This window comes from Blautia stercoris (assembly GCF_054657695.1).
Window position 1 is genome coordinate 502,383 of sequence record NZ_BAAHYF010000002.1, and the last position, 13,053, is coordinate 515,435.

Annotated in this window: 13 protein-coding genes; 11 read left to right on the plus strand and 2 right to left on the minus strand. The window is 37.1% G+C overall.

The genetic code is table 11. From position 1 onward, the window contains the following. Window positions 1–91 precede the first annotated feature (91 nt). Complete coding sequence (locus ACYQ2D_RS12105; protein WP_459785596.1) at window positions 92–970, minus strand: AraC family transcriptional regulator; 879 nt, start codon at window positions 968–970, stop codon at window positions 92–94. 187 nt (window positions 971–1,157) lie between these two features. Between ACYQ2D_RS12105 and ACYQ2D_RS12110 the strand changes: the two genes are divergently transcribed. The 6 genes from ACYQ2D_RS12110 (at window position 1,158) to ACYQ2D_RS12135 (ending at window position 7,001) form a co-directional block, all read left to right on the plus strand. Then, window positions 1,158–3,410, plus strand: a complete 2,253-nt coding sequence (locus ACYQ2D_RS12110; protein ID WP_459786184.1) for a glycogen/starch/alpha-glucan phosphorylase — start codon at window positions 1,158–1,160, stop codon at window positions 3,408–3,410. 128 nt (window positions 3,411–3,538) lie between these two features. After that, complete coding sequence (locus ACYQ2D_RS12115) at window positions 3,539–3,682, plus strand: hypothetical protein (RefSeq protein ID WP_459785597.1); 144 nt, start codon at window positions 3,539–3,541, stop codon at window positions 3,680–3,682. 255 nt (window positions 3,683–3,937) lie between these two features. Then, a complete protein-coding gene (gene tnpA / locus ACYQ2D_RS12120) occupies window positions 3,938–4,348 on the plus strand; it encodes an IS200/IS605 family transposase (protein WP_459785599.1) in 411 nt (136 codons plus the stop codon). Window positions 4,349–4,401: 53 nt separating this feature from the next. After that, window positions 4,402–5,658, plus strand: coding sequence for an RNA-guided endonuclease InsQ/TnpB family protein (locus ACYQ2D_RS12125; protein WP_459785601.1), 1,257 nt, complete (start codon window positions 4,402–4,404; stop codon window positions 5,656–5,658). A 192-nt stretch (window positions 5,659–5,850) separates the two neighbouring features. Continuing rightward, window positions 5,851–5,982, plus strand: coding sequence for a hypothetical protein (locus tag ACYQ2D_RS12130; protein ID WP_459785603.1), 132 nt, complete (start codon window positions 5,851–5,853; stop codon window positions 5,980–5,982). A 59-nt stretch (window positions 5,983–6,041) separates the two neighbouring features. Further along, window positions 6,042–7,001 (plus strand): hypothetical protein, encoded by a 960-nt coding sequence (locus tag ACYQ2D_RS12135; RefSeq protein ID WP_459785604.1) that lies wholly within the window; start codon window positions 6,042–6,044, stop codon window positions 6,999–7,001. Window positions 7,002–7,132: 131 nt separating this feature from the next. Here ACYQ2D_RS12135 and ACYQ2D_RS12140 read toward each other — a convergent pair whose 3' ends face one another. Beyond that, complete coding sequence (locus tag ACYQ2D_RS12140) at window positions 7,133–8,332, minus strand: PucR family transcriptional regulator (protein ID WP_459785606.1); 1,200 nt, start codon at window positions 8,330–8,332, stop codon at window positions 7,133–7,135. A gap of 343 nt (window positions 8,333–8,675) precedes the next feature. On the opposite strand from ACYQ2D_RS12140, the gene ACYQ2D_RS12145 reads away from it, so the two are divergent. The 5 genes from ACYQ2D_RS12145 to ACYQ2D_RS12165 all read left to right on the plus strand — a co-directional run bounded on the left by ACYQ2D_RS12145 (window position 8,676) and on the right by ACYQ2D_RS12165 (window position 13,053). Next, on the plus strand, window positions 8,676–8,834 hold the full coding sequence (locus tag ACYQ2D_RS12145; protein WP_459785608.1) for a hypothetical protein: 159 nt from the start codon (window positions 8,676–8,678) through the stop codon (window positions 8,832–8,834). Window positions 8,835–8,942: 108 nt separating this feature from the next. Further along, on the plus strand, window positions 8,943–10,427 hold the full coding sequence (locus ACYQ2D_RS12150) for a sodium:solute symporter family transporter (RefSeq protein ID WP_459785609.1): 1,485 nt from the start codon (window positions 8,943–8,945) through the stop codon (window positions 10,425–10,427). 30 nt (window positions 10,428–10,457) lie between these two features. Next, window positions 10,458–11,210: a creatininase gene (locus ACYQ2D_RS12155; RefSeq protein WP_117456565.1), complete on the plus strand. Its 753-nt coding sequence runs from the start codon at window positions 10,458–10,460 to the stop codon at window positions 11,208–11,210. A 63-nt stretch (window positions 11,211–11,273) separates the two neighbouring features. Next, entirely contained in the window at window positions 11,274–12,530 is a 1,257-nt protein-coding gene (gene codA / locus ACYQ2D_RS12160) for a cytosine deaminase (RefSeq protein ID WP_459785610.1), read from the plus strand. Between the two features lie 145 nt (window positions 12,531–12,675). After that, window positions 12,676–13,053 (plus strand): acylphosphatase, encoded by a 378-nt coding sequence (locus ACYQ2D_RS12165; protein WP_459785611.1) that lies wholly within the window; start codon window positions 12,676–12,678, stop codon window positions 13,051–13,053.

Here is a 13,053-nt window from a genome sequence, read left to right on the forward strand (position 1 = left end):
TAGAATCAAGATAGAACAAAAACCTTATTGAGTTAAAAAAACGGAAGCTCAATAAGGTTTTTTGAAAAGAATCATGTAAGTGTCAAACGTATCATTGCTGACGACGGTATTCTCGTGGCGTCATATGAAATTCTCTTTTAAAGAGTCGATTAAAATATGAAAGATTATCAAAGCCGGAAGAGACTGCAATCGTCAAAACAGAATCATCGGTCGAAACTAAAAGTTTTGCCGCCATGCTCATTCGATAATGATTGAGATACTGGGTAAATCCCATATTCATATGTGTTTTAAAAAACTTCATGAAATGAGATTTGCTGTAATGAATGAGATTTGCCATATCTTCAATGTTTAAAGGCTCGTTGTAATGTTCTTCGACATATTTTAAAATGGTTTTCAGTTTATCCATATGTTTTTGGTGAGACTGAGAAGGCTGTTTTAGTGTCTGCTGATTGGAAACGAGAAAGAACATAAGCTGGAAGAGCCAGCCTTTGACTGCAAGCTGATAGCCTTTTGGTCTGGAATCGCAGAGATTATCGATTTTTCGGATGCATCCGGAAAGAGATTCATAAGCAGGGGCATCTGGAGTGAGAAAGGTCTGAATGGTAGCAGGATTTTCCATGAGAGGAAGAATGAAATTTGTTCCGCACAAATCCGGTTCACCACAAAGAAGCATAGATGGATGAAAGAGAATGTTCTCATATTCCATCCGTGCTTCTTTTTTTTGCCTGATGGAATGGAGTTGTCCGGGAAGCACAAAGACAATATCTCCGGCTTTTACTTCATGGGTAATAAAGTCTACGGAGATGATTCCACTGCCTTTCTGGATGACAATTAATTCCATTTCATTGTGCCAGTGAATGGGAACATGCGTAAAGTCCATAGGGATACAGCAAAGGTAAGTATTATAAGGAAATTCGAGAGAAGTATGAGATTTTGACTCATGGTAATTTTGGTATTCTGTGAGGTTCATGAACAAATTCCTCCATTTTTATACAAAATTTGTAAATTATATTTTAATAGTATTGTATTATAAATAGAGAGTATTTTGCAAGAAATAATTGAAAAAGCATAGTAAAATGCAGATAAGAAACACGACAGGATAACAGGAAAATAGAATTTAGAGCAAGATAAAGAAAATGATGGAGGATTTTTTTATGATGAAAATTCAGGAATTATTAGAAACAAAACTTGGAAAAACAGTCAAAGAAGCATCTAATGCAGAAGTGTATTATGCACTGTTACATGTTGTTCAGAATATGGCAAAGGATAAAGAAGTACCGGTAAAGAAGAAAAAAATCTATTATATTTCAGCAGAATTTTTAATTGGTAAATTATTATCCAATAACATGATTAACCTTGGTATTTATGATGATGTGAAAAAAATGCTTGCAGAAAATGGAAAAGATATTTGCGAAATCGAAGAAATTGAACCGGAACCATCTCTTGGAAATGGTGGACTGGGACGTCTGGCTGCCTGCTTCCTTGATTCTATTGCAACATTAGGATTAAGCGGAGATGGAGTTGGATTAAATTATCATCTTGGATTATTTAAACAGGAATTTAAAAATGAATTACAAAATGCAGTTCCAAATCCATGGATTGAAAAAGAAAGCTGGCTGACAAAAACGGAAGTAAGCTATCCTGTAACGTTTGGAAATCTGACTGTAAATTCCAGAATGTATGATATTGAAGTAACCGGATACAACAATCAGAGCAATAAACTTCACTTATTTGACTTAGAATCTGTAGATGACAGCATTGTAAAAGAAGGAATTGATTTTGATAAAGAAGAAATCGAAAAGAACCTTACACTGTTCTTATACCCGGATGACAGTGATGATGCAGGTCGTCTGCTGCGTATTTATCAGCAGTATTTCATGGTAAGTAATGGTGCACAGTTAATCCTGGATGAATGTGTGGCACGTGGTTCAAATCTGCATGATCTGTATGAATATGCGGTTATCCAGATTAATGATACTCATCCGACTATGGTCATTCCGGAATTAATTCGTTTGTTGGTTGCACGTGGAATCCAGATGGATGAAGCAATTGAGATTGTAACCAAAACCTGTGCTTACACAAACCATACCATTCTTGCAGAAGCACTTGAAAAATGGCCGATGGAATATTTAAAGAAAGTTGTTCCTCAGTTGGTTCCGATTATCGAAATTTTAGATGATAAAGTAAGAAGAAAATTTGATGATGAAAGTGTTGTAATCATTGATAAAAATGATGTGGTACACATGGCACACATTGATATTCATTACGGTTTCAGTGTAAATGGTGTAGCGTCTCTGCATACAGAAATCTTAAAAGATACAGAGCTAAATGCATTTTATAAGATTTATCCGGAAAAATTCAATAATAAAACAAATGGAATTACATTCCGCAGATGGCTGATTCACTGCAATCCGGAACTGACTGCTCTGCTTGATGAATTAATCGGAACCGGATACAGAGAAAATGCAGAAGAACTGGAAAAACTCCTGGCTTACAAAGATGATGATGCAGTCATTGAAAAATTACTGAGTGTAAAAGGAGACAATAAAAAAGCACTCTGCGATTACTTAAAACAGACTCAAAATGTAGAATTGAATCCGGAATCTATTTTTGATATTCAGATTAAACGTCTGCATGAGTACAAACGTCAGCAGATGAACGCATTATATGTGATTCATAAATATAAAGAAATCAAGGCGGGTAAGAAACCATCTACTCCAATCACAGTTATTTTTGGAGCAAAGGCAGCACCAGCTTATGTGATTGCAAAAGATATCATTCACCTGATTTTATGTTTACAGGAATTAATCAACAATGACCCTGAAGTAAGTCCATACTTAAAGGTTGTTATGATTGAAAACTACAATGTCACAAAAGCAGAAAAACTGATTCCGGCATGTGATATTTCAGAACAGATTTCTCTGGCTTCTAAAGAGGCAAGTGGAACAGGAAACATGAAGTTCATGTTAAATAGTGCGCTGACTCTCGGTACAGAAGATGGTGCAAACGTAGAAATCCATGAACTGGTAGGTGATGATAATATCTTTGTATTTGGAGCTTCCAGTGAAGAAGTAATCAAACACTATGAAAATGCAGACTACGTTTCCAGAGACTTCTACGAAAAAGATGAGACAATCAAAGAAGCGGTAGACTTTATTACTTCTAAAGAGCTGCTTGCAATCGGTCATGAAGAAAACTTAACCAGACTTCAGAATGAACTGTTAAATAAAGACTGGTTTATGACACTCTTAGATTTCAAGGCTTATACCAAAAAGAAAGAAGAAGCCTTAGAAGCTTATGAAGATAGAAAAACATGGGCGAAGAAGATGATTGTCAATATTGCAAAAGCAGGATATTTTTCATCTGACCGTACAATTGCAGAATATAATAACGACATCTGGCATGCGTAAATAAAAATAAATAAAAAAGAAGCTTTTGGAAAACTCTAAATTTTCCGAAAGCTTCTTTTTGTTTACTTGACAAAAACTGTCTGCCCACCCTATGATAAGAAAAACAAAAGACTTGAGGGGACGAGAAAATGGATTTAATTGCCGGTCTGACTCCACATATAGCGATGGCAACGAATAAAATGTCGTCAACATGTGGAACGGCACTTGCAACGCTAAGGTTTATTAAAAATAAACTGGTAAATTTTAAACTGGAACATTTTCAAATGATATGACAACCTTTCAGGGAAAAGATGACGTATTGACATTATTGGTTCATTTAGGACAATAAGCGGGAATCCTCGGCAATTCAATTACCGAGATGAAAGCGCAGGAGTGTGCATATCTGCACAATGCAAACAGTATAATAATCCTCATCCTCTGTTAAAATATAAATATAAAAAATAAATGCCGTAACCGGTATATAATAAAAACGAAAATATGTTCGGATAATTGTTGCGCATTACAATTCAATATGATATACTATATGCATGAAAGAAAACCTAATACATTATAGAACTTGCGTGTGTAATATTAACTACCATATGGTGTGGTCAGTGAAATACCGACGGAAGATATTAAAACAAGAAATTGAGGAATACCTTCAGGAACTGGTGCAGCAGATTGCTGAGGACAAGGGCTTTACTGTTCATTTATTTGAATGTGATGAAGGCGACCATGTCCACTGCTTTGTATCAGCTCCACCAAAACTTTCTATAACAGCAATCGTTAAGTATTTGAAAGGGATCACTGGCAGAAAAATGTTCGAACGTTTTCCGGAAATAAGAAACCAGCTATGGAAAGGAGAGCTGTGGAACCATTCTTATTATGTGGAAACGATCGGATCTGTATCTGAAGAAAATATCCGCCGTTATATTGAACATCAGAGCAAATCGTATTGATTCAAGATGGAGTGTGAATCCCTATCTGCGCAGTGATTAAAGGAGGAAGAGGAATGCTGCTGTCACATAAAACATCCATAAAGATCAGTCAGGAATATTCCAATATCATAGGGCATATGTGTTATGCAGCCTCCAAACTCTGGAATATCTGCAACTACGAACGGCGTCATTATAAAGAGCTGGGACTGGAAAAGTATCCTGACTGGTATTATCAGAAAAAAGCACATAAAGGAAATCTGTGGTATAAACAGCTTCTGTCACAGACAGCGCAGGAGATCTGCAAGCAGCTGGACAAAGCATGGAAATCCTTTTATGTCCTAAAAAAGACTGGAGGGATCAAAGATCCAAATCCGCCCCGTTTTAAACAGGGAAATATCCCGGTTACATATATGCAGATGGGGATTCAGCATGAGAAAGGTTCAGACCAGCTGAGACTGTCTCTGCCAAAGAATCTGAAAAGCTATATGGAAGAAACATACGGGATCCATGAGAAATTTCTATATCTTGAAAATAAGATTTTCAGGAGCATGGACCATATAAAACAATTGCAGATCTATCCACCGGAGAATGGAAAATGCGCCCTTATTGTTATTTATGAGAGTGAAGAGCCGGAACAGCTTTCCCAGAATGGACATTACTTATCTATAGATCTGGGGATTCATAATCTGATGACCTGTTATGATTCTGGAAATGGCCGGGCTTTTATCCTGGGAAGAAAATATCTTTCTTTGGAAAGATATTTTCATAAAGAGATCGCCAGAGTGCAGTCAGTATGGTATACACAACAATCGGAAAGAGGAATAAAATATCCAAAATCATCGAAACATATCCAGAGACTTTACAGGAAAAAGCAGAATGCAGTGAAGGATTATCTTCACAAAGTGACCAGATGGATCGCAGAATACTGCAGAAAAGAAGAGATCCGTTGTGTGGTTGTGGGAGACATCCGAAATATCCGGAAAGAAAAAGATATGGGACACAAGACAAACCAGAAGTTTCACAGCCTGCCGTATAATAAGTTGTATATCATGCTGGAATATAAGCTGAAACGGTATGGGATTCCATTGATAAAACAAGAAGAAAGCTATACCAGCCAGTGCAGCCCGTTATCACCAGAAGTATCAAAAAGATATGCAGAAGCATCAAACCGAAAAGAACGTGGCATGTATGTAACTGACGGAGTAAGATACAATGCAGATGCGGTAGGCGCATTTAATATCCTGCGGAAATATCTTTCCGTATCCGGAAAACAGAAGGAACTGTCCGTAACCGGACTAAAAAAACCAGATATAATAAAAGTAGCTGCATAGCCGAAAGGCAAGCAGTATTGGTGTCATGGACGCACCCTGAAAAAAGGCGGTATCCCGCCAGATTTCAGATGCTCTGGTAACTCAGTTGCCGAGTAGTTCACTTGGAAAAATATGGGAAGAGGAACGATTTTGCTGTATGGTCACACGCATAATGGGAAAGAGGATGATTATTTCCAAAGATGTATCGTACAAATGAGCGAAAACGAGTGTGGGCATATTTATGACAAAATGCCACGGGCATATAATGTCGGCTGTATGAAACCGTGGATGAATTATGAGCCGAGGACGTTAAAAGAGATTTTGGAGAATGCAGGGCATAACTAGAACTTGATTAGGAATAAGGCTATGAATAAGAGAAAATCAAAAAGGAAAGAAGGGGAATCATGCGAACTGAATTTGCACGAAATTTAGATTTGGCGCAAGCAAAGATTCAGTATGATGAGCAGTGCAAAAAAGTATTAGGAGATAAGAACATTCTTTCTTGGATTATGCAGCGTACTGTCAGTGAATATGCAGGTATGAGTCGAGAAGAAATTATGGAATGCATAGAAGGAGAACCAGAAATTGGAAGTAGAAAAGTAAATCCGGGAGAGACGAATGCAACACGGATTACAGGTTTACCTAATGAAGACAAGGTAAATGAAGAAGGAGAAATATATTATGATATCCGCTTTTTTGCCTGGGTACCGAAAAAAGAGGAAAGAATTAAACTGATTATCAATATTGAAGCACAGAAAGCATATTATGTTGGATATTCTTTAATGACAAGAGGAGTCTTTTATGCTGCAAGAATGCTTTCAGCACAGCTTGGAACGGAATTTGAAATTCCTAAATACAATAATTTGAAAAAAGTATACTCTATCTGGATTTGTATGAACGCACCGAAATATATTGGAAATGCTATTTCAGAATATAAAATTGAAAAAAGTGATTTAATATCGGGAATTCCAGATAAAAGGCTGGAATATGATAAACTTTCAGTTGTAATGGTGTGTTTGAATACCGAAACAGAGACCGAAGATACATTTCTTCAAATGATGAATACACTGTTTGATACCGAAATGCCAGAGAAAGAGAAAAAAGACCGATTAGAAAAAGAGTATGAAATTAAAATGGAAAATGGACTAGGAGAGGAGTTGAGTTTTATGTGTAATTTGTCAGATGCAGTAGAAGAACGAGGAATAGAAAAAGGAATAGAAAAAGGAATAGAACAGGGCAAATTAGAAATGCTCATCTCGTTGGTTAGAGACCATGTATTGAGTACGAAAGATGCTGCCAATCGGGCAGAAATATCAGAAGAAGAATTCATAAAATTAATAGAGGAGAAGGAAAAGATGAAGTAACTACTTAATTTCCATTGATTCTGTTAATGTGTGATAAGGATTCTTTTGGCAAATAGCTTTCTGTATAATTCAAAGTGTAGAAAGTAAATGATTTTACAAAAATAGATACCTAAGGTGAACTACTCCGACTTCTATAAATCGGAGTAGTTCACGATGAACTGATGCAGATAAAGGGCAAGATGCAGATTCAGACGAACAGAAGCATCCTGTAAATCGACACGTAACAGTTCTTCAATTCTTGTAATGCGGTATTTAATGGTATTTCTATGGGTATAGGTAGCATCTGCGGTATGCAGAATATTACAATTATTTTGTAAATAAAGAGATAACGTTTCAACTAACTGGGTGTGGTTATCTGCGTCATAGCGGATGAGTACACCCAGTTGATTTTCTATGAAAGATTCGTATAAAGGAGTCTGGTTTAAATCGGAAAACAGCTGATAAAGACCGAGCTGGTTGTAGCAGAGGGACTGATGATTTAAGTTTAATTTATTGCAGTAATTGATACATTCCGCAGCCTGCTCATAGCTTTGTTTTAATTTTTTAATATCGGATACAGCAAGTCCGATACCGATATTGCAGGTTAACTGCGGATGGGTCTGGCAGGCATAATCCATTGTTTGGGAAAATGATTCCGTAATTTCAGAAAAATCTTTGTCAGGAAAAATACCAATGATGTGGTTGCTGTAAGTAGATGCGAGGAAGGATGCATCTTGTTCAGAGAATGCCTGATGAAGATATTCGTAAAGATTATTGCTGATGGTTTGTTCCATTCCGGCAGTCTGACCAGATTCCGGTAAGATAAAATGCAGAAGGAAAAAATGATGACTGCCTTCAAAAGAATATCCACTATTGGCAGCTTGAAGTTTCAGGGCAGAAGCGCTGATATGGTTTTCAAATATAATATTAAAGATAACATCATTGCGGGTACTTTGGTAATAGTTATTGTTGGAAATTGCATGACCGATTTCTTCAAAGAAGTCAACAAGCGGAAGATTCCATGGAATTGCAAATAAAGGAAAATCATTTTCATTGCATAAGGAAAGCACGGATTTTGAGATTTTTTCAATATAGTTTGGACCGATTAGTAAAAGTGCACCGGACATATTCAGGTGAATCGCTTCTTTTAAAAGCACTGAAAGATTGAAATTGGGTTCAGAGCTGACCGGTCGGCTGATGATTAGAAGTTCTCCGCCATGAACCCATTGAGAAAGGGACAAAGACTCTGCTTTGTAGACCCAGCGAATCCCTTTGTGCAGTCCGTTATTTCCGGCGATTAATTTTAACTTGGATAAAGATGACAATGTGTAAAGGTCTTTACATTGAAACATAATAGCGCCCTCCTTGAAAAAATGTTTAACTCATTATAAAAGAAGAATCGTTTGGTTTCAACTTATTTTTGAAGTGATTTGTGCAAAGATGACAAATAGAGGAAAGAAGATTCGTTTCTGACTAATAAATAAAAGAAATAAAGTAATAAAATATTGACTTTTCAAAAAATTGTGCCTATAATGGCATCATCAAAAACATACAGGAATCGTAAACAAAGGAGTTTATACAGATAAACAAAATCTGTGTAAGCTCCTTTTTTGATTCTAATGTTTTGAAGTAGCGTTACTGTTGGTTGCAATAGAAAAATAAGAATAGAAAGTTGATTTAAAGGAGGAAATGATTATGATGACATGGGAAATTATGATAGGGGCACAGTTGATTTCGATTTTAGCTTCCGCAGGAGTAGTGATTTCATTTATGTTAAAGAAAGAACCATTAGATGCAGTTGAAACAGAACCGACACCTGTAATGGAAGGTACACTGGCACATGGAACTGTATAAGGAAAATGCCTGAATCCTGCTGTGAAAATTTAAAAATACAGCAGGAAATCGGCAGGCATTATTTTTTTACGCTTTTTTAGACCATTTTCAAAAAAAGGAGGAGAAAAAATGACACTTGAACAGATTTCCGTTATTTTTTTCGTAGGATTTTTAATTTTTGTAGGTCTGGTTGCATTTATTTCAAGTAAACTTGGAGCAAAGCAGACCAGTGGTTCGGCAGATGTAGATTATTATTTGGGTGGAAGAAGTACACCAACCGTAGTGCTTGCATTTTCTTATGTAACTTCATCCATCAGTGCAGCCTGTTTTATGGGTGACCCGGGTATTATGTCAACCGTAGGATGGCCATATTACTGGGTTGTTATTGCAGTTATTCCGGGGCTGATTATTCCGGCAGTACTGTTGATGCCGAAAATGAGGATGCAGGCAGAAAAACTTGGTTCTCTTACCATTCCGGAATATTTAGGTGACCGTTATCAGAGTGAAACTTTGAGATTAATTATTGCAGGTGTGATTTCTGTTTTTTATATTTTCCCGTTAGTAGCTCAGTTTAAAGGTGCTGCAGTATTATTGGAATCCTTTACCGGTATTTCTTTTAAAGCGGGTCTTGCAATTATTACGGTTGTTATTATCTTCTATGTTATTGTGGGTGGATTAAAATCCGTTGCATGGACTGATTTTGCACAGGGACTTCCGATGTTGATTATTTCCGTGGTACTTGTAATTTTATCTTTAAAAGCAGTTGGAGGATTTAACGGACTTGAAGCAAAACTGGCTCAGATTGACCCGAACATGTTAAATATTGTACAGGCAGAATCTTCCGATGCGCAGATGTCCTTATCCGGTGTGTTTGGTAACTTTGTATTCTGGTGCATTATCTTTATCAGTCAGCCTTACCTTTGCTCCAGATTTCTTGCGATTCCAAATGTAAAGAGAAAAACAATTGGAACGTTCTTAATTACCGCATTGATCTTAAGTACGATTTATAACAGCTTTTATCTTTGTGGTTTAACCGGACGAGTATTATTCCCAGATGTAAAAGCTGATTATTTAACCGTTACAATGGCAAAAGAAATGCTTCCAAAATGGGCAGCAGCAATGATGATGATTGGTATTTTTGCAGCGATGATGTCTACGGCAACCTCTGTTTTGCTGGTTGTAGGTCAGGCAGTCGGACGTGATTTCTATTCTAAGACCATTAATAAAAATGCAACTGCGGAACAGGAAGTACGTGTAACAAGAATTGCAGTTGTTGCAGTTGCATTTATCTGCTTTGCATTTAATTTTGTAAATCCACCGGAATTTTTGAGCGTAGTACTTTATCTGGGATTAAGTGGAATTGGAGCATGTATTGGAGTTCCGTTATTTGCAGCAATTATTTCAAACCGTGCGACAAAAGAAGGTGCAGTTGTATCCTCAATTACAGGACCGATTGCCTATCTGATTTTTAATTATGTCATTGGAATTAACTATTGGTTTTCCTGCCTGCTTGCAGTTGTCATTGCCGCAATTTTAATGATTGGAATTTCTGCTTATGTCAATAAAAAAGCGGAAAGCTGTCAAATGAAAAAATACGCAAAAAATATGCAGTAGAAAAATAAGAATGAGAAGAGGTTGAAAAAAATGTCCTATTATATGCACGATATTACATGGCCTGAATTTCAGGCAAAAAAAGATTCGGTAGTAATTTTACCGATTGGAGCGACGGAGCAGCATGCACAGCATCTTCCGCTTTGTACAGATGCAAAAATTGCCGAAAAATTTTCATATTATCTGGCAAAAGAATTAGATGGAATTATCATGCCGACGTTAACTTATGGATATAAATCAAAGCCGTTGAGCGGAGGCGGTCCACTTTTTCCGGGAACGATTGATTTAAATGGAAAAACCGTGATTGATTTAGTGTATGATATTTTGATGGAGCTGATAAAAGATGGATTTACAAAAATCTTTATTATGAATGCACATTTTGAAAATGAAGCGTTTGTGGTAGAAGCGATGGATTTGGTCAATCGTGATACACATGGTGTGGCTACGATTATCGAATCGAACTGGTGGGATCCGATGCCGGAAGATGTGATTGATAAAGTATTTGACGAAGTACCATTTCCGGGCTGGGCATTTGAACATGCAGCAGTAACCGAAACTTCTCTTATGATGTATTTTGCGCCGGAACTGGTTCATTTTGAGAGAGCTGTGGAAGCTCCTCCTACAGAAGCACTTCCATATTTCCGTTATCCACTGAAAAAAGGAGATGTGCCGGAAAGCGGAGCTTTGGCAAGTAGTGTCTCTTCAAGTGCAGAGAGAGGAAAAATTATTGTAGACAGTGTGGTTCCTGAACTTGTAAAGATATGTAAGAAAGAATTTCAGATTTAAAAATTTAACCGAATCAAGTAACAGATAAGAAAGTGCTGGTTCAAAAAGCAGGAGAAAAATGTTATGATAAAATTATTTAAAAATGTGCGTTTAAAGGGTCAAAAAGAATTAAAAATGATACTGGTAGAGGATGGAACAATTAAAAAGATAGCAGAGCAGATTTCTGTGCCGGATGAGGCAGAAGTGATTGATTTGCAGGGGTATCTGACTGTTCCACCGTATGTAGACCCTCATATTCATCTGGATTATGTATTTACTGCAAGAAAAGAAGGTGCTTTAAATGGCACCGGAACTCTGTTTGAAGGAATCCAAAGATGGAGTGAAACCAAATCAGACCTTACGGTAGAAGAAGTAAAACAGAGGGCAATTGCCGGAATAAAAAAAGAGATGACAGCAGGAGTCCAGTATATTCGTACTCATGCAGATGTAACAGACCCGAATTTTACCTCTTTAAAAGCTTTGCTGGAATTAAGAGAAGAATTAAAAGATATTGTGACGATTCAGGTTGTGGCATTTCCGCAGGAGGGAATGTACGCTTATAAGGGCGGAGATGAACTGGTAGAAGAAGCCTTGAAAATGGGAGCGGACTGTGTCGGAGCCATTCCTCATTATGAATTTGCCAGAGAATTTGGAGAAAAATCCATTCATAAAACGGTGGACTTGGCAGTGAAATATGACAAACTAATCGACGTACACTGTGATGAAACAGATGATGACCAGTCAAGATTTCTGGAATTGTTGTCAGCTTTAAGCTATATGGAAGGAATCGGAAGTAAAACAACAGCCAGCCATACCTGTTCTTTTGGTTCTGCAAATAACAGCTATGCCTTTCGTTTGATGAAATTATTGAAGAAAGCAGAAATTAATTTTATCTCCTGTCCGACAGAAAATATTTACCTTCAGGGACGTCAGGACACCTATCCAAAACGAAGAGGGTTAACCAGAGTAAAAGAATTAAATGATGCAAAGATTAATGTCTGCTTTGCCCAGGATTCGATGTCAGACCCATGGTATCCTCTTGGAAATGGAAACATGATGATGATTCTGGATCACGGAATTCATATCTGCCAGATGATGTCATTTGAAGAAATCGACAATGCACTGGATTTAATTACCGTAAATGGAGCAAAAACCATGCATATCCAGGACGAATATGGTTTGGAAGAGGGCAAGCCGGCAAACTTTATTGTACTTGAAGCGAAATCAGAGTTTGATGCAGTATGCGAACGAGCCGGAATTCTGGCTTCTGTACGAAATGGAGAATATTTACTAAAAAAAGAACCACAGGTAATACAGACCGACATTGAAATTTTAAAGTAATATTAATCTGTTCTTGAAAAAAGATCTCAACAGGAATGCAGTTGCGGCTTGTTGAGGTCTTTTTTTTAGTTCCTGTCTTATGCTTGACAAAAACCGCTTGCTCACCCTATGATAGTAGCAACGAAACACTTGAGGGAAAAAAATTATGAACGTAACGGATATAGTACTTACAGCAAAAATGTTTTTTATTATTTTTAAGCAAGAAGCTCGGTTACTTGTAGCTGAGCAATTCACAGATAGTAGGAGTGTATTTATGATTCGCAGACATATTATTTTTTATGGACATGTACAAGGCGTGGGATTTCGATATTATTGCGTACATAAAGCAAGGCAGCTTGGATTAACCGGCTGGGTAAAAAACAAATACGATGGGACGGTCGAAGCCGAAGTGCAAGGTTTAGAAGAGCAAATTGACCAACTCATTCAGTATTTGAATTCACAGACGTATATTTTGATCACAGATATGGATGTGAAAACGCTTCCGGTGATAGGAGAGCATGATTTTATAAGGAAAGGATACTAA